Origin of the sequence: Nitrosospira multiformis (genome assembly GCF_900110185.1) — a bacterium.
In the GTDB taxonomy this organism is placed as follows: domain Bacteria; phylum Pseudomonadota; class Gammaproteobacteria; order Burkholderiales; family Nitrosomonadaceae; genus Nitrosospira; species Nitrosospira multiformis_A.
Window position 1 is genome coordinate 20,609 of sequence record NZ_FOCT01000011.1, and the last position, 17,195, is coordinate 37,803.

13 protein-coding genes are annotated in these 17,195 nt (G+C 54.9%); 3 read left to right on the top strand and 10 right to left on the bottom strand.

What is annotated here, in order from left to right:
* Positions 1-40: 40 nt before the first annotated feature.
* Together BMY01_RS12355 and BMY01_RS12360 are read right to left on the bottom strand one after the other, a co-directional pair.
* Positions 41-3,238 (bottom strand): DUF748 domain-containing protein, encoded by a 3,198-nt coding sequence (locus BMY01_RS12355; protein WP_074747780.1) that lies wholly within the window; start codon positions 3,236-3,238, stop codon positions 41-43.
* A gap of 141 nt (positions 3,239-3,379) precedes the next feature.
* Positions 3,380-3,751 (bottom strand): DUF2784 domain-containing protein, encoded by a 372-nt coding sequence (locus BMY01_RS12360; RefSeq protein ID WP_074747783.1) that lies wholly within the window; start codon positions 3,749-3,751, stop codon positions 3,380-3,382.
* Positions 3,752-3,882: 131 nt separating this feature from the next.
* Between BMY01_RS12360 and BMY01_RS12365 the strand changes: the two genes are divergently transcribed.
* A complete protein-coding gene (locus BMY01_RS12365; protein ID WP_074747786.1) occupies positions 3,883-4,860 on the top strand; it encodes a sulfite exporter TauE/SafE family protein in 978 nt (325 codons plus the stop codon).
* Positions 4,861-4,929: 69 nt separating this feature from the next.
* Here BMY01_RS12365 and BMY01_RS12370 read toward each other — a convergent pair whose 3' ends face one another.
* The 4 genes from BMY01_RS12370 to BMY01_RS12385 form a co-directional block, all read right to left on the bottom strand.
* Complete coding sequence (locus BMY01_RS12370; protein WP_074747789.1) at positions 4,930-5,481, bottom strand: TlpA disulfide reductase family protein; 552 nt, start codon at positions 5,479-5,481, stop codon at positions 4,930-4,932.
* A gap of 110 nt (positions 5,482-5,591) precedes the next feature.
* Positions 5,592-7,556: a protein-disulfide reductase DsbD gene (gene dsbD / locus BMY01_RS12375; protein ID WP_074747793.1), complete on the bottom strand. Its 1,965-nt coding sequence runs from the start codon at positions 7,554-7,556 to the stop codon at positions 5,592-5,594.
* Positions 7,557-7,572: 16 nt separating this feature from the next.
* Complete coding sequence (cutA, locus tag BMY01_RS12380; protein ID WP_074747797.1) at positions 7,573-7,938, bottom strand: divalent-cation tolerance protein CutA; 366 nt, start codon at positions 7,936-7,938, stop codon at positions 7,573-7,575.
* Between the two features lie 47 nt (positions 7,939-7,985).
* A complete protein-coding gene (locus BMY01_RS12385) occupies positions 7,986-8,879 on the bottom strand; it encodes an SDR family oxidoreductase (protein ID WP_074747799.1) in 894 nt (297 codons plus the stop codon).
* A gap of 56 nt (positions 8,880-8,935) precedes the next feature.
* Between BMY01_RS12385 and BMY01_RS12390 the strand changes: the two genes are divergently transcribed.
* On the top strand, positions 8,936-9,985 hold the full coding sequence (locus tag BMY01_RS12390; RefSeq protein WP_074747802.1) for a CDP-6-deoxy-delta-3,4-glucoseen reductase: 1,050 nt from the start codon (positions 8,936-8,938) through the stop codon (positions 9,983-9,985).
* 79 nt (positions 9,986-10,064) lie between these two features.
* Here the strand turns inward: BMY01_RS12390 and BMY01_RS12395 are convergent, their stop codons facing one another.
* The 4 genes from BMY01_RS12395 to hemC form a co-directional block, all read right to left on the bottom strand.
* Positions 10,065-11,291, bottom strand: a complete 1,227-nt coding sequence (locus BMY01_RS12395) for a heme biosynthesis HemY N-terminal domain-containing protein (protein WP_074747805.1) — start codon at positions 11,289-11,291, stop codon at positions 10,065-10,067.
* Positions 11,288-12,337 (bottom strand): uroporphyrinogen-III C-methyltransferase, encoded by a 1,050-nt coding sequence (locus BMY01_RS12400; RefSeq protein ID WP_074747808.1) that lies wholly within the window; start codon positions 12,335-12,337, stop codon positions 11,288-11,290. Before BMY01_RS12400 ends, BMY01_RS12395 begins: the two co-directional genes overlap by 4 nt.
* Before the next feature lie 74 nt (positions 12,338-12,411).
* Positions 12,412-13,194 (bottom strand): uroporphyrinogen-III synthase, encoded by a 783-nt coding sequence (locus tag BMY01_RS12405; RefSeq protein ID WP_074747811.1) that lies wholly within the window; start codon positions 13,192-13,194, stop codon positions 12,412-12,414.
* Positions 13,191-14,156, bottom strand: a complete 966-nt coding sequence (gene hemC / locus BMY01_RS12410; RefSeq protein WP_074747998.1) for a hydroxymethylbilane synthase — start codon at positions 14,154-14,156, stop codon at positions 13,191-13,193. The genes BMY01_RS12405 and hemC overlap by 4 nt, the downstream gene beginning before the upstream one ends.
* Before the next feature lie 147 nt (positions 14,157-14,303).
* Between hemC and ppc the strand changes: the two genes are divergently transcribed.
* On the top strand, positions 14,304-17,117 hold the full coding sequence (gene ppc / locus BMY01_RS12415; protein WP_074747814.1) for a phosphoenolpyruvate carboxylase: 2,814 nt from the start codon (positions 14,304-14,306) through the stop codon (positions 17,115-17,117).
* Positions 17,118-17,195: the final 78 nt, after the last annotated feature.

Consider the following 17,195-nt stretch of genomic DNA (forward strand, 5'->3'; position numbering starts at 1 on the left):
CTCCGATGGGGCGGAAATGTTCGCTGCTGCCGAGCAGTGGTTACCTCAGCGAGAACTCCACGCGGTTACCCGGCTTCTCACGGTTCGTGCCTGCTTCAACTTTCGGCGAAAGTACGAAAATTCGAGCGTCAGGGATTCCCCCATGCTCGATCAACCAGTCCCGTGCGCTCATCGCCCGGCTTTCGGCAAGCCCCTCTAGTTCTGCATCCCCCGCGTCGATGTTGGCAAGCATCAGCTTCTCCATCTCTTCCGTAGGCAGGCTTTTTGACAGACCGATGAAGTTTTTCGGCTTCTCGAACTTGGCATCCTTGTAAATCTGCTCCAGGTATTTTTCATATTCCTCCGGTGTCAGTGTTACATCTTCCAGAGAATCGTAAGATTTTCCTTTTTTGATATCCACTGACAATTTCTCCGCCTTGATTTTGCGTTCAAGTACACCCCGCTTCAAAGGCTCCGGATCACTTGAAGCATCGGCATGCCCGATGATCTCGAGATTGAGCGCTGGCCGATCTGTCAGTGCCTGGGCTAACTTCTGGAGTCTTTCTTCTGCTTCTGGCGGAATCTTTACCTCACCTGCGGGAAAATTGATCTCCGATAATTCTTCTCCCCCGAAAAGCGATCCGAGCACCGTGAAAGGCGCCGTGGCTGCTTTGGTCAGCAAGTTGAGGATTGCTTTGACAATTATGCCTCCCAGGCTGAATTTCGGATCGTTGATGGAACCGCTTATAGGGAGACGAATATCTATTTCTCCGCGTCGGTTTTTTAGCAGCGCCAATGCGAGGTTGACCGGAATCGATAGTGCATCCGGACTTTCAATTTTCTCACCGAAAGTCAATTGATCCAGGAAGATGCTGTTTTCCGCTGTTAACTCGCCGTGTTCAACATGATAGTGGACGTCGACCGATAGCTTGCCTTTCTCGATTTCGTATCCGATATATTTCCCCGAATAGGGGCTGAACGTAGGCATATCGATACCCTTGGCCGAGGCCGTAATATCAAGATAGAGTTCTCTGCCGAAGGCATCGACCGACCCGCTGATTTTCAATGGGGCCGTTTTATCTACCGCGCCGCGAATATCCACTTCCCCGGTTTTCCGGGGATTGAGCGGTCCTATGCGTCCCGCCAGGTCGGTCAAGTAGGCGCGATAGTTGGGCTGGATGAACTGGTCCTGAAAATTGACGTGTCCTCCCTGCATCACGATACGTCCTATGCGGACGGGTAGATTCTTGCGCGGAGGGGGCTGTGAAGGAACAGGCGCAGCTCGTGATATTTCAGAAGATGTGCTCGCCGGTTCCGGCTCGGGCGTCGTTGCCGGCGCGGCAGCAGCCTGTGAGGGAGAAACCGCTGTTTCCTCCTGCCGCACGATATATTTGAGATTCAACTCGCCTTGGGGAGTAACGACGACATGAGCAAAAAAGTCGGTAAGGGTGATCGAAGCGGCGTTGATGCTGAGAGGTTCATTGGCAAACTCGATACCCTTGATATCGACACTTCGCCAACGCATGAGGTTGGTGGCGTCCGCCTTGTCCAGCATGTTGAAATTAGTGAGCCTTCCATCTCCGCGCACCGCCACTTTTAACGGCGATGCCTTTTCTCCCCGCACCCGCTCAGCTCGCTCCTGCCCCTTGCCCCCATCCGCTTTGATCTTGCCGCGGAAGGATAACGCCCCGCGCGAGAACAGCACATTCAACCGGTCTCCAGCCCAGCCTTGCAATGCAACAAGATCAACATCCTTGGCATTGACGGCCAGATCCGCGGCGACCGGTGCCCAGGCAAGGGTACCTTTTGTTTCCAGGCTGCCTGTTTTGTTTACTTCCGCCTTGAGCTCGAGTTGGGATGGCGTTGTACCGCTGAAATCGATCTGATTGACTGCCAGGTCCAGGGTATTGACCACCATGGGGGCTACGTCCGGCAAAGTGGCATCTTCAAAGCGCAGCGCGGCATCCGCCAGCTTGAAGCTTCCAAGTTTTACCGTCCATGGCTTGCCTGTGTCCGCTTGGGGAGAAGGAGGGGTAGAGGATTGCGATGCCTTTTCCGCCCTGTTTATCGGGGTAAAAAGCCTGGCAAGATCGAGCCGACCGTCCTTATGGCGTCGCAATGAGGCATTGAAGCGATCCAGAGTTGCAGCGCCGAAGCTAACATTCTTCTGTCCGGTATCGACCACGATCTCATCGAGCATAAGCTTCGGCAGGTTGAGTGTGGGTTCAGCGCTGCCTTCTGGCGTCACCGCAATTTCCGTCAGGACTACGGCAGCTCGCGAAGGCTTCACCGCATTCAGGTTTATTTCAGTCAATTGGACGTTGAACTCGCCCAGCGTGGCAGCATAGGGCGCCTCCACCGAATGATTCTCGACTTTCAGCTTCTTTAAGGCAGCATTGCCTGTGAGAACCAAGGCAGGCGATTGGCCGTCGACTTGAGCAAACGTCAACAAGAGCTCACTGTCAAAATACCCGGAGAGAAGGTGAATACCGACGGGAATGGGGGAATACTCGTCTATACGCGTCAGATCCACATCACTCAACCTGATCTCAAGTGTCGCTTCACGATTTGTGGTGAAAGGCCGCAGCTTGCCGGTGAGATTGAACGGAGCACCGTTCACCCTGGCGCTGAAGCGCGGTTCCACCCATGTTTCCTCCGCGCTTTCGAAATTGGCGATGAAAGGTACACCGATTTGAATGTCGGATATCTCCTGCTGACTTTTTTTCACATGGTCGACGAATTCGAAGCGACCGTCTTTGATAACAATATTCTGCACCGAGAACATGCTCTTGCCGCGCTCTTCCTCCTCTTCTTTCGGCCGTTTCATGAAGTCTTCTATCAGATCGGTGATATTGAACTGCTGCTGAGCTTCGCGAACGAGGCGCACAGCGGGCCCTTTGAGCGAAACCGAACTAATCACGGGCGCACGATGAGCAATAGAGGCAATACTCAGGTCGAGGTAAAGTTCATCAAAGGAAAAAAGATTCTTGTCTGCGTCTACGCTTGTCTCTTTTTCGCCTATTCGAAAACCACGGACCGTCAACTCCAGCGTATAGGGTTGAATGTCGATCGACTGTACAGTAACGGGGCGGTGCAGAACGTCCGATAAAGCGGCTTCCAGCTTTGCCTTGGTATATCCGGGCAACCAGAAATAGCCGAGCAGACCAAACAGGATAATTATCCCGGCGAAAACGCTCAGACCGATCAGGAAACGGCGGTGGCGGATGAAGCGATGCAAGAACGTTGTGAGGGAAGACATGAATGAGAGTTTTCGGAAAGTAGCTGCCCGGTGCGCAAAAGGGTAAAAAGGGTATAGAGGCTTCAACCTCTCTTGTACATGAACTTCTTTCTATGCATGACTTTACGCTGCGCAGAAAAACGGGTCAATTACGACCGGAAATCATCGCGAGGAGCGACGTGGCTGCGGCGGAATGAGTCGGAAAGTAATGACCACCAGGAGCGCGAACAGTACATACGCTACCAGAAATGCCCATTCCGGAAGATCATAGAAGAGGATGAGGTGCAGCCAGCGCTCGATGAAACCTGTTTCGGTTACCCTTCCACGCAAGGCGTCTTCCAGCCATGTCAGCGGACATACCACGCCAAGCAGGGACTCGGCGGTAACGTACAAGATAGCGGCAAGATGGGCAAACCGGAACCTTCGATTTCGCACAAAGCTCACCCCTATCCAGTTACCCACCCAGATCAGTGGTAGGCCGCCGACAACAAACAGCACGAACAGAAAATGAATGACTAGGATGATATCGGCCATTTGTCGAACAGGTTTGGGGATTGATCCGCTCCCGAAAATAACAAAAGAATAAACATATTCTATTAGGTTATTTCTGGATATTCATGCCTGTCGGTATAGTGTTGCGCTTATAGAAGAGGCAGGAATAAGGTATGAAGATTCGCAACCTGGATCTGTCAGGCAACCCGATCAATATCGAACATCAGCAATTAGGGATTCCTCCCGTCGAGGAACCGGTCTCCCATCCCGGCACTCACCCGCTCCTTCACGCGGCGGCCTGGTTTGCCGTGGCAGTGTTGATCATATTGATCCTTTTTCTGGCCGGTCGTTTTTTTATTTCCAATAACTGGTTCGGGGGCTGGCAGATCATTGGCGAAACCCTGAGCAGCAGCATTTTCTGGAATGCTGCGATAGTCGGATTCTTCGCCCAGGTCGTGGATGGCGCTCTGGGAATGGCTTATGGGGTGACAGCCACCACTTTCCTGCTTGCTTCGGGCGCCACACCAGGGGTGGCCAGCGCCAGTGTCCATATCGCCGAGATTTTTACCACCGGCGTTTCCGGCATTTCGCATGTCAAGTTCGGCAACGTGAACAAGGATTTGTTCGTCCGGCTGCTCGTGCCCGGCATCCTTGGCGGTATCCTGGGGGCGGTGCTGGTGACGCAGGTCGATGGCACCCTGTTCAAGCCCTATGTTTCCGCGTATCTGTTGCTGCTGGGAATCTACATTCTGAGCAAAGCGTTCCGGTCTTTGCGCCCGCGCAAGAATCCGCCGAAGCACGTGGGAAAGCTCGCCCTGTTTGGCGGATTCGTCGATGCGGCAGGCGGCGGCGGATGGGGGCCGGTGGTAACATCCACGCTGGTCAGTACGGGAAACGATCCGCGCACGACCATCGGCTCCGTCAATTTCGCCGAATTCTTCCTGACGCTGACCGGCGCCGCCGTTTTCACCTTGCTGATGGAAACCAATACATGGCCCATCATTGCGGGATTGGTCTTCGGCGGTTTGTTCGCCGCACCGTTTGCGGCAGTTCTATGCAAAAAGCTGCACGCGAAGACCCTGCTCATACTCGTGGGTTCCCTGATCATTATAACCAGTCTTTATAACCTGTACAGGGCGCTCGGGAGCTAGCGCAGAAGCCGGAGGAATATAATCGAAATGCAATTTTCCGCGCCTACGAGGGATTTTTTCAGCGGTTCCCTAGAGTAAAGGTCCGATCATGGATTCAAGCTTGCTCTCACTCAGGCGACCGAGTTTGCTACCAATCATTTTACCGTTCCGGTCAATCACGACGGTAAAAGGCAGCGCACCCTGGATGTTTCCCGCAGCACCCGCGATCTGCATCGCTTTCATATCTCCCACGAGGACCGGATAATTGATGCCCATTTCCTTGCTGAATGCTGCCGCCCTTTCTTTCTGATCCACCGCAATGCCTACGAAGACCAATCCCTTATCACGAAATTTGTCCTGAAAGGAGATAAACTCGGGTATTTCCTCGCGGCATGGCGCGCACCAGCTCGCCCAGAAATTCACCACCATGACTTTTCCCCGCCACTGGGAAACAGGCTGGATATTTCCCTCGAGATCAGGAAAACTCGCCGCCAGTATCGACTCGGCGCCTTTAGTAGCCACGGCGGCGTCAGGAGGGGATGCCACATCATTGCTCGCCAACTGTCCGCGCAATAAGACTCCTGCTGCCACCGCAAGTATGGCAATACCCGTGTACAACAATACCTGTCGCAATTTTGTCATTGTTATTCCTGAGAAAATAAGCTTCAAATCCTGACCCGGCGACCGCGACTCACGAGTTCGGCTTGCCTGTGCGCACTCCGGATCAATTAAATTACGCTGCTAGGGGAAAGCTAGATCAGCACCGCGTTAAGTATTTTCAGAAAAGCCGGCGTGTCCTGATAGCCGATGATTTTGACGTTGGGAACTTGACGCCCCTCTTTGTCCATGAAGAGAATGGCCGGAGGCCCGAACAGCTTGAAGCGCTTGAGAAGCTCCATGTCCTCAGGCGTACCTGCTGTCACATCAACCTGCAGCAGCACAACGTCTTTCAATCGTGCCTGGACAGCTGGATCAGTGAAAGTAAAACGCTCCATTTCCTTGCAGGAGATGCACCAGTCTGCATAAAAATCCAGCATTACGTATTTGTTTCTCGACTGGAGGATCTGTTGATTCAGTTCCGCTACCGACTTTACTTTCTGGAACGGCAAATGCTCATTTGAGTTGATATCGTCCTTTTTTACCCCTTCCATGCCAGCCGCTGAAATATTCAGCTTTGAAAGAGGTTGCAGGATATCGCGACTGCCGGAAAACACGCCGATGAGCAAGGCGATGCCCGTCAGCAGGGCAATCATGCCCACCCCCTTGAGGAATTTCTGAAAACCGGGAGCACTCGGCTGCAGCGGGTCCACCGCATGCAGATAAATGGCCGACACGATCAGCAGGGCGGCCCATAGCAGCATGTGTACCACGGCAGGAATCACCGGCGATATCAGCCATATCGCCACCCCCAGCAGCAATACCCCGAACGACTGCTTGACTCCTTCCATCCATGCACCTGCTTTCGGCAGGAGGGCGCCGGCGGAGGCGCCCAGCAACAGCAAGGGCAGGCCCATGCCCAGCGCCATGGCAAAGAGCGCCGAGCCCCCGAGCACTACATCCCGAGTCTGACTGATATACAACAGCGCACCTGCAAGAGGCGCTGCCACACACGGTCCGACGATCAGTGCGGACAAGGCGCCCATGCCGAATACACTGGTCAGATGCCCCCCTTTAAGATGTCCAGCTTCTTCCGAAATCTTGCTCTGAAAAAAAGTGGGGAGCTGCAGCTCATAAAACCCGAACATGGAAAATGCGAGTGTTACAAAGATCAGTGCGAACGCGCCAAGTACCCAGGCGTTCTGAAAGGTTGCCGACAGCATTGCCCCGGAGAGTCCCGCTGCCACCCCGGCAATAGCATAGGTAATGGCCATTCCAAGCACGTAGGCCAGGGCCAGAATGAATCCACGCTGCTTGGTAACGTGCTGCCCCCCTTTGGCGATAATGCCGGATAGAATGGGGAACATGGGAAATACACAGGGAGTAAAGGAGAGAAGCAGGCCGATACCGAAGAAGCCGGTGAGAATCAGCCAGAAGTTACCGGTCTGGAACATTCTCTCGATTTCCACCGATTCCGTCTCGATAACGGCCGAACCATCCTTCGACTGGAACAACTCGTCAGTTGCGTCAACTCGTACTCCAGCGGTACCTGTTGCGGCGGATGCATCAGCGCTCATTGCATTGGCGACCGCTCCGGCCGCTGCCTTTGCAACCGGCAGCGTCAGATCGATTACCTTGCTTATGGGCGCATAGCAGACACCGATGGGCTCGTTGCAACCCTGATAAGTGGCAACAAGCGTCAGCTTGTCGTCAGAAGACGCATTCCGCTTCAGGGAAATCAGTGCTTCAAACGGCTCGTGAAAAACCTCGACCTCCCCAAAGGTCACATCGCTTTTCATCTTTCCCTGTGGCAGGGAGATGTTTTCAACGGTGGTTCCGGGGGTCTGCGGTTTGAACGCAACTTTATCCTTGTAAAGATAATAGTTCTTCGCCGGTTCGAACTGCGCCACAAGCGTATTTGCGTCCCGTACCTTAACCTTCAGCTTGAAAGCCTCGTCAGGGGGCAGCAATTCCTGCTCCTCCTGATCCTGGCCAAAAGTCGAGCGCAGTTGCTGCAAACCCGAAAGAAATCCGGAAGTTTTTCCTTCTTCCGCAAAGATGCTTGTGCTGAAAAAGCAGAGAAACAGCAGGAAATATCGGCTATATCGGTTCAGGGGCATGACAACCAGATTCTCTTCAATTTTTATCCGGATTCGACGTTTCGCCGGAAATCCAATGCAGATATGCGGGCAATCCGCTGCTTATTGGGACAGCAATGATTTCAGGGAGTTCGTAGGGGTGCATGGACTTTATCAGACGCTCTACTGAAGAATAATGCGGCGCAACCGTTTTAATAAAGACCGGTACCTCGATCCCGCTTTCCATTTTGCCTTGCCAGCGGTAGATGGAAGTGCACTCGCCCTGTATGTTGACGCAGGCGGCCAAGCGCTCTTCGATCAGCTTGTGCGCAAGCGAGACCGCCTGCGCCTTGTCGGGGAGACCGGTAATGACAAGTATGTATCCCGTTTCCGGATCGATGTGGGATTGGAGCGTTTGGGACATCTGTTTGCTTCCATCGAAAAATGGACTTATTTTACCTGTTTTACGGTCTATCCCGCCGCGCGCAGGCACTCCGCGACTGTGGGATAGCGCAGATGTACGCGCAACTCCTGCTTGATCCGCATATTGGTCAGCCGTCGCGACTCCTGCATGAATGAGAGCATGCCGGGTGCGATGCGACCTTCTGCTTCGGCACGAGGAACGCGCGAAGGGCGCGGCAAAGCAAATCGGTCCGCTACCAGATCGAAATATTCGCCCACTTTCAGGTTTGAATCATCGCACGCATGGTAAACCCTGCCTGGTCGCGCATATCGGAGCGCAGCAACGACGATGCGCGCAAGATCGTCCGCATGAATATGATTGGTATAACCATCGTCTTCCGACGCCAGCACTGGCGCTCCCTCACGCAAGCGTGCGAGCGGCAAGCGATCGCCGGCGTAAATCCCGGGTACACGAAGAATCGAAACATTCACACCGTTGCGCAGTCCCCAGTTGCGAATACGCCTTTCCGCATCCGCCCGGCGCACTGCGCGTTCCGTCAGAGGATTGATCGCCCGCGTCTCGTTTACCAGGGCCCCCTTGCAATCCCCATATACCCCGCTGGTGCTGATGTAGATAAAGCGTTGTGGTAACATTGAGCGCTTCATTTTTGGTCGCCTTGTCAGGGCCGCCAGAAGATGCGCGGTACGGGTGTCAGTGCGACCGCAGGCAGGAGGCGGAGCAAGATGTAAAACGGCATCTGCCGCACCTGCAAGTTTATCAAGGCTGTCGGGTATGTCGAGATCGCCGGATACAGGCGTAATCCCCAGCGAACGCAGCGAAGCACATTGCTCGGGCTTCCGGTACAGGCCCAGCAGTCGGTAATGTGTTAGCAGCAGGGGAGCCGCACGCAGGGCGATATCACCGCAACCCACGATCAAGAGTGTTCGCTTTATCGTTTTCATGTTAGTTACCGACATTCCATTTTTATTTTTGCTGGATCACCCGTAATCGTAATCAGATGTCTCATCAAATTACCATCCAGCCGAGCGGACACAGGTTTTTCGCCCAACCCGGCGAGACTGTTCTCCAGGCTGCGCTCCGGGAAGGTTTTCCGCTCCCCTATGGCTGCCGCAATGGCGCTTGCGGGACCTGCAAGGGCAAAATCATACAGGGAACAGTGGATTTCGGCAGCTATAACGAGAGCGCGCTGACGGAAACGGAAAAACAGGCGGGAATGGCATTGTTTTGCCGGGCGGTACCCCTCTCGGAACTTGTCATTGAATGCCGCGAAATCGGCGCCATAAAGGATATCAAGATCAAGACCCTTCCATGCCGGGTGCAGAAGCTCGAACGTGTCGCACCCGATGTGATGATCATATCGCTCAAGCTTCCCACCAACGAACGGCTGCAATTTCTGGCGGGGCAGTATATCGACATCCTGATGAAAAATGGCAAGCGCCGCAGTTTTTCATTGGCCAATGCGCCCCATGACGATGAACTGCTTCAGTTACATGTGCGTAATTATCCGGGCGGCGCGTTCGCCGAGCATGTGTTCATGCAGATGAAGGAGAGGGATATTCTCCGCTTTGAAGGACCGCTCGGCACGTTCTTTCTGCGTGAGGACTCGGATAAGCCGATCATCTTCGTCGCCAGCGGTACAGGGTTTGCACCGGTCAAGAGCATCCTCGAGCATGTATTTCACGGGCGCAGTCCCCGCGGCCATGAGCGGCAGATCGTGCTCTATTGGGGAAACCGTACCAGAGCTGACTTGTATGCACCCGAGTTGGCAGGAAGCTGGCAACAGGAACATGACAATTTTACTTTTATTCCTGTGCTGTCGGAGCCGCTACCCTCTGATAACTGGAACGGAAGGACCGGCCTGGTGCATCAGGCCGTGCTGCAGGATTTCGACAATCTCAGCGGCTATCAGGTGTATGCGTGCGGCACGCCGGCAATGGTCGAGGCCGCTCACAGGGATTTCACGCGCTTGCGCGGCCTTCCGGAAGAAGAATTCTTTTCGGACGCATTCACCACTTCAATCACTTCAGCAAGTCCGACAAAAGCGTGACGTTTTCTTCCTTGCGCCTCTCTTCCCAGTTCTCCAAAGTGACATCGGGAATGGAACCGAAGCTGAACGGCTTCTGGCACTATTCCATCGCATTATTCGGCCCTTGCGGCCGTTCCAGCTGCCTTACAGCCAGCTCCAATCCTTTGCCGTAGTGCTCCCTTGCCAGTTCGGGCTGCCCAAGCTTTTCATTCAGCTGTCCCAACGCGAGGTGCGCCGCATATCCCGGTTTGACCGATAGACTGGCTTCAAGATAGCTCTGAGCCTTGCCCCACAGTTCCGCATTGACGCAGAGCTTTCCCAGAGCAAGCAGCAGGGATGCATCACTGGGATGCTCTTCAAGCCATGCCTCGGCACGTTCTATCTGCCGCAAGGGATCGCTGCCGACGCATTCCGCGTAGAGCTTTGCCAATTCTGAATCCCATTGACTCTCCAGGCTCTGCTCGACCAGATGATGAACCATGGCGCAGTCTCCTGTTGCAGAAAACGCGCGCGCGGCAGCAGCAGCGACTTTGCCATCCTTTTTTTCCGACGGGGATAGGTTCTCCCAATACTCCTTCAGCGCCTGCGGATTCAACATTCTGCTTCTGAGATTCTCTATATGCGCTCTGCACCTCAGTGGTTTTATGAGGCCGGCCTCAGGACCATCGCGCTGTTCCAGCTGGCCGATCAGTTCAAGCACGACATCCCAGTTTCCAACATTCTGCTGGGCTTCCAGCTCCAGCTTCAGCGCACCCGGATGTCGGCGCAACTCGCCGGAGGGCAGCTGGTGCAGCAGCTCGAGCGCTTCTTCAGGTCGATGTTCGTCCAGAAGCAATTCAGCCTGCGTCATCAGCCGCAGTGCCACTTCTTGCGGCGCGCTGGTTTCGGCCTGGGCAATGAACTCGTCCCGACGGGAATAATTTCGCAATCCATGGGCCGAGCGCGCGGCAACAATGGCATTGATGGCGCTGAAAGCGGTGGAATCCTCCATTTTCAGGGCGGTGGCGGCGGATTTCTCCGCCTTCGCATAACGCCGCTCGAAAAACGCCTTGAGGCCGTCCAGCGTTCCTTCCAGAGCCTTTTCCCGACGCCTGCGAGTGCGAAATTCACTCAGCTCGGCAGGCAGCCGAGCGGTAAATGCAATAAGCCGCATCCCCAGGTAACCCATCAAAATGATGGCCAGCAGCAATAACACCAGCAGATTGAGCGACAGCTCTATACGATAAGGTTGGGCGACAATCAGCACATAGCCGCTGTTATAAGTGGCAGCGATGGTGACCGCCACGGCAATCATGAACAGGGCCAGAAGCCAGAGCGCCCCCTTCACCTGTTTCCTCGGTCACGCGTCAACCTGTAGTTACGAACCGCATCAAGACTTGCTGAGATGCTCGGCAACTCAGCGCCGATATCAGTTTCGCCCAATTGCTGCAATGCTTCCCGGAAATCGACGACGGGTTGGGCTTGAGTGTTGTAATAACGCCTGATCTGCTCCCTGGACGCGTCGAGGTCAGCCTTGAAGCTGCGTCCGTTATGCGCAAGCAGCGCATACCGTGCGGATAAGAGCCGCAACTTCAAATTCTCGCGTAGGAAATATGCTTGCGATGGCGACAGCAGGGCGACATCTGGGCTGTCCATATGCTGTATCCGCACCAGCCGTTTGAAATCCTCCCATACTTGACGCAGAAAGCGCAGCCATACATTTTCGGAGGCGGGAACGGGAAGCGGAGAAGAGGCACTCTCAGGGGGTCGAAACTCCATTGCCAGCGGCAGCGTATCGACGGAGGCAGCAAGATTATCCAGGCGCAGGCTGATTTCCGCAGTGTCAACATACGGCACCGATTTCAGCAGATCCATATCCTTTGCAATGGTTTTTCGCAAAGAAGCCAGTTGCGGACGATCCGTGCGCTGGAGCCGGCTATCCGCCTCCTGCATTGCAATCAGGGCGGATTTAACGTTGCTTGCCAGTTGCAGTTGCTGGTTGGCGATAAGCAGTAACTGCTCCACTTCTTCCAGCATTGCTTCATCGCGGCTTCGCGTAAGTTCCTGGTAAAGCGCTTCCAGGGCAACCTGCTGGCTCTGGGATTCAGCCAGTTTGTCTTCAAGGAGGTCGAGCTTCGTTTCCGCACGGCGTCCCGCTTCGACTGCATCAGCTGCAGTATTGCGCGCCTCCTTGCCTGAAGTATCTGCCTCGGCCAGCCGTCTTGCCAGCTCATGCCGCAGCCCTGCGATTTCACTGCGCGTATCGTACCATTGCCAGGCGAAAACCAGGATCAGAATCAAAGCAAAAACCAGCAGGGGATTGGCGTGCGCAAGCCATCTCACCCCTGCTTTCTGCGGTCGATCGATATCAGCAGACTGAGTTTCCACGCTCATGATTAGCGTAGGAGCAAAATTGTGTTGTCGCCCTTCGCCGCTGTTACCTTTGCCGTCACTTTTGCCGTCACCTTTCAGCCAATGTGGCCGGAAAAATAATCCTGCAAACCCGCCACCAGCCCATCATCCCCGGCAGCGGTAACAATCACGCGGTTAAATCCCAATTCCCGTGCCACCCCCGCGATGCGCTCATGGGAAACGAACAAGGGCGTGTTTTCAAGCCATGTTCTGCCTGAGTCGCCCATCATCTCCCATAAATTGCGCAACCCTTCACTGCTGGTAACGGTAACCGCATTCATCTCACCACGCGCCCAGGCTGCGAGAAGCGGTGCAATTTCCGCTTCCGGCCGTATCCGGCGGTAACACTCCGCGTATTCGACAAAAGCGCCACGTTTCCTCAGTGTTTCCCCCAGCAGTTCGCGTCCGTTGTCGCCCCGAAAAATGATGATGCGCTTGCCCGCTACATTGATGCGATTCAACTCTGCCATATCGAGCAAGGCTTCGCTGTCGAATCGCACCGCAGGCACGATTACTCCGCTCACCCCAAATCGTTGCAGTGTTCTGGCAGTACCCTGACCGACTGTCGCAATTTTGAGGTCGAACGGCAATGCGCGTTTCGCGCATATGACGCTCATCGCCTTATTGACGGCGTTGGGGCTGACAAAAATCGCCAGATAGAATTCGTCCAGGCGCTTGATCAATTCGAGCAATGGGCGTGGGTCGGAGATATCCTGAATCTCCAGGACCGGAAACAGGTAGGGTTCTCCGCCTGCTGCTCGTATTTTCCCAGCAAGCTCCCCCGCCTGGTGGGAGGGACGCGTGACCAGGATATGAATCCCGGTCAGCGGCTTGCTCACGGATGGCTCACGGGTTCAACCGCTTTCGATTCCAGCGCTACCAGAATCTCTTCCGCACCCTTTGCCTTCAGGTTCTTTGCCAGCTGCGCTCCCATTGAAGCGCAATCATCGGGACTTCCGTTCAGTTCATCGCTTATCATGCGTATTCCATCCTGGCTGGCGACAAATCCGCGCAGCCTAAGCACATGTCCGTTGATTTCGGCAAAGCCCCCCAAGGGCACTTCGCAACTGCCACCCAGGGCGCGACTCATGGCGCGCTCGGCTTCGACGCAGCGCGCAGTGGGAATATGATGCAGCGGTTCCATGAGCTTGATTAAATCGGAGCGATCTGCACAGCACTCAATACCCAAAGCGCCTTGCCCTACCGCGGGCAAACTGAGATCGGGGCTTAGCAGGGCGGTTATGCGATCGGCAAGTCCCAGTCGTTTCAATCCCGCTGCTGCCAGAATGATCGCTGCGAATTGGCCCTCATCCAGCTTGCGCAAACGCGTCTGGACGTTGCCCCGCAGCGGTTGCACCTGCAAATGAGGAAAGCGCGCGCGCAACTGGCTTTCACGCCGAAGACTGGAAGTGCCCACCACGCTCCCCGGCGGAAGCGCATCCAGCGTCGCATATTTGTTGGAGACAAACGCATCTCGCGGATCTTCACGCTCCGTGATCGCTGCCAGCGCGAATCCGGCCGGGATATCCATCGGCACATCCTTCATCGAATGCACGGCGATGTCGGCCCGCCCGTCCTCCAGCGCCTGTTCCAGTTCTTTGATGAACAAACCTTTTCCGCCGATTTTGGATAGCGTCACATCAAGAATCTGGTCCCCCCGGGTCGTCATTCCGGATATTTGAAATTCCGTTTGCGGGTATAATTCTGCCAGTCGATCCCGGATGAAATTGGCCTGCCACAGGGCAAGGGCGCTTTCCCGTGTCGCGATAACTATTTTAGTGGGAGTGAATGAATTAGGCATTCCTATTAAAATAAACAAAAGTTTGGAAAAACTGTCGGCGCTTATTTTACCATGGCGCATGCCAAAGCCGGACTGAAGTAGCAAACTGAAGTATCAAACCAAGTTACTCAGGGCATGAGCCCCCATCTTCCAGAGAAGAGGTTGTTTATGGCATCGCTCGCTTCCCCAAGCGAAAGTATTGATACTAATCCTAATCACATCCATGACAAGGAGCCGAAGGATGATCCTCTGCGGGAGGACATCCGCCTGCTCGGACGCATGCTGGGCGACACCCTGCGTGAACAGGAGGGCGAGCCTACTTTTGATCTGGTGGAAAACATTCGCCAGACAGCTATCCGGTTTCGCCGCGACCAGGATCCGAAGGCGCGACAGGAACTGGACAGGCTGCTTAATCAGTTGAGCAATAAGGCTACCGAAGCAGTGGTACGCGCATTCAGCCAGTTCTCGCAGCTATCGAACATAGCCGAGGATATGCATCACAACCGCCGGCGGCGGAGCTACCTTTTAGCACGGTCGCAACCGCAGGCGGGCAGTGTCGCGCGCGCGCTCGACCTGGTTTTCTCCAAGGAAACAAGCAGTGCGACCCTTGGCCGGTTCTTTGACAAAGCGCTCGTTTCGCCGGTGTTGACAGCCCATCCGACAGAAGTACAGCGGAGAAGCATACTTGATTGCCAGTTGGCAATTGCTCGCCTGTTGAACGAGCGCGACCGGGTGCAGCTCACCCCGGATGAGCTAAGCAAGAACGAAGAGGGATTGCGCACCAACATTCAAATATTATGGCAGACTCGCATGCTGCGCTCGGCGCGCCTGTCCGTATATGACGAAATCAAAAATGGCCTGGCCTATTATCACTATACTTTTCTTACAGAAGTGCTGCATCTGTATGCGGAAATCGAAGATCTGCTTGAACGCCGGATGGGCGATAAAGCTCCCCGTATTCCTCCGTTTCTTCGTATTGGCAGCTGGATAGGCGGCGATCGCGACGGCAATCCCTTCGTTACTCATGAGGTATTACTGCACGCCGCTGAGCGGCAATCCGCCCTGGCACTGGATTTTTACATGGGGGAAGTGCACCGGATCGGCCGCCGGTTAAGCCTGACTGATCGCCTGGTCGACGTGGACGATGCCTTGACGGCGCTGGCTGAGGCTTCGCCCGATCGGGCGCCGAGTCGCGCTGATGAGCCTTATCGACGCGCCCTGATCGGTATTTATGCGCGCCTCGCTGCCACCAGCATGGGGCTTGGCCATGCAATCAGGCAACGGCGTCCGGTCGGTCCGGCGGAGCCTTACACTGACAGCATGGAACTCGTTCGCGATCTCGATATCGTCATCCATTCGCTCGAACAGCATAAGTCGGAGTTACTGGCGCGGGGCGATCTGCGTCACGTGCGGCGGGCGGCCGAAGTATTCGGTTTTCATCTCGCGCCGTTGGATATGCGCCAGCACAGCCACATTCATGAGCAGGTCGTGGCCGAACTGTTCGAACGAGGCGCCAACCTGAAAGGCTACTCAGACCTGCCGGAAGCGGAACGTGTGCGCTGCCTCCTGACCGAGGTCAGCAGTCCGCGTCTCCTGCGCTCGCCTTACCTCGACTATTCCGAGCTTGCCCAGAGTGAATTGCATATCGTGGAGACGGCGGCCGAAATCCATCGCCGCTTCGGTCCGGCGGCATTGCCCAATTATGTCATTTCCAAGGCTGATGGCATATCCGACATCCTGGAAGTTGCGCTGCTGTTGAAAGAAGTAGGACTGCTGCGCGCAGGAGAAAAACCCTGCCTGCATGTCAATATTGTTCCGTTGTTCGAAACCATTGCCGACCTGCGTGGCTGTGCCCGCATCATGGATGAGTTATTCTCGATCCCTTATTACCGCAAGCTGGTGGATTCGCGCAATGACGTTCAGGAGGTGATGCTCGGCTACTCCGATAGCAACAAGGATGGTGGATTCCTCGCAGCCAACTGGGAACTTTACAAGGCCGAAACCGAACTCACAAAGGTCTTTGCCAAGCATAAAGTCGAGCTGCGGCTGTTCCATGGACGCGGCGGCACAGTCGGCCGCGGCGGCGGACCCAGCTATCAGGCAATATTGGCGCAGCCGCCTGGGAGCGTCAACGGGCAAATACGCATCACCGAGCAGGGCGAGGTCATCGGCAGCAAATATTCCGATCCGGAGATCGGACGGCGTAATCTGGAAACACTGGTCGCAGCAACCATCGAGGCGACGCTGCTGAGCCATGATACGCTGGGCCAATGCGCGGATGAATATTATGGAGTCATGGAAGTACTGGCAGGCGATGCCCTGCGGGCTTATCGCAGCCTGGTATATGAAACCCCTGGATTCAACCGGTATTTTCAGGAATCGACTCCGATAAAGGAAATTGCGGGACTCAATATCGGCAGTCGTCCTCCTTCCCGCAAAAAATCCGACCTGATAGAGGATCTGCGCGCCATTCCATGGACGTTCAGCTGGGGTGTCAACCGCGCGATGATTACCGGCTGGTATGGTTTCGGCACAGCCGTGGAAATGTTCGTGCAGCGCGAAGGCAGGGGCGACAACGGACTGGGACTCCTGCAGAAAATGTATCAGGCCTGGCCGTTCCTGCAGACATTGCTGTCGAATATGGACATGGTACTGGCCAAAACTGACATGGGTATTGCTTCGCGCTACGCTGAACTGGTTACGGATGTGGAACTGCGGCGCGAAGTTTTCGGGCGGATACAAAAAGAATGGGAACTTAGCGTGAAATGGCTTTTTGCCGTGACCGGTCGAACTGAACTATTGCAGGATAATCCCACGCTTGCGCGCAGCATTCGCAATCGTACCCCTTATATCGATCCACTCAATCATTTGCAAGTGGAGCTGTTGCGCCGGTACCGGTCCGGAGACGCTACAGATGCGGTAACACGCGCCATCCAGCTTACTATCAATGGAGTTGCCGCCGGACTGAGGAACAGCGGGTAACTCCGGGGAGGAACGATATCGCCCGGACGCTTCTAAATGCAAATTGGCTTGGCGCTCATCATGATTTACTGAAACAGC

Excerpts from the sequence above, each read along its gene's own strand:
- BMY01_RS12355 (WP_074747780.1), bottom strand. The coding sequence starts at position 3,238 with ATGTCTTCCCTCACAACGTTCTTGCATCGCTTCATCCGCCACCGCCGT.
- BMY01_RS12360 (WP_074747783.1), bottom strand. The coding sequence starts at position 3,751 with ATGGCCGATATCATCCTAGTCATTCATTTTCTGTTCGTGCTGTTTGTT.
- BMY01_RS12365 (WP_074747786.1), top strand. The coding sequence starts at position 3,883 with ATGAAGATTCGCAACCTGGATCTGTCAGGCAACCCGATCAATATCGAA.
- BMY01_RS12370 (WP_074747789.1), bottom strand. The coding sequence starts at position 5,481 with ATGACAAAATTGCGACAGGTATTGTTGTACACGGGTATTGCCATACTT.
- dsbD (WP_074747793.1), bottom strand. The coding sequence starts at position 7,556 with ATGCCCCTGAACCGATATAGCCGATATTTCCTGCTGTTTCTCTGCTTT.
- cutA (WP_074747797.1), bottom strand. The coding sequence starts at position 7,938 with ATGTCCCAAACGCTCCAATCCCACATCGATCCGGAAACGGGATACATA.
- BMY01_RS12385 (WP_074747799.1), bottom strand. The coding sequence starts at position 8,879 with ATGAAAACGATAAAGCGAACACTCTTGATCGTGGGTTGCGGTGATATC.
- BMY01_RS12390 (WP_074747802.1), top strand. The coding sequence starts at position 8,936 with ATGTCTCATCAAATTACCATCCAGCCGAGCGGACACAGGTTTTTCGCC.
- BMY01_RS12400 (WP_074747808.1), bottom strand. The coding sequence starts at position 12,337 with ATGAGCGTGGAAACTCAGTCTGCTGATATCGATCGACCGCAGAAAGCA.
- hemC (WP_074747998.1), bottom strand. The coding sequence starts at position 14,156 with ATGCCTAATTCATTCACTCCCACTAAAATAGTTATCGCGACACGGGAA.
- ppc (WP_074747814.1), top strand. The coding sequence starts at position 14,304 with ATGGCATCGCTCGCTTCCCCAAGCGAAAGTATTGATACTAATCCTAAT.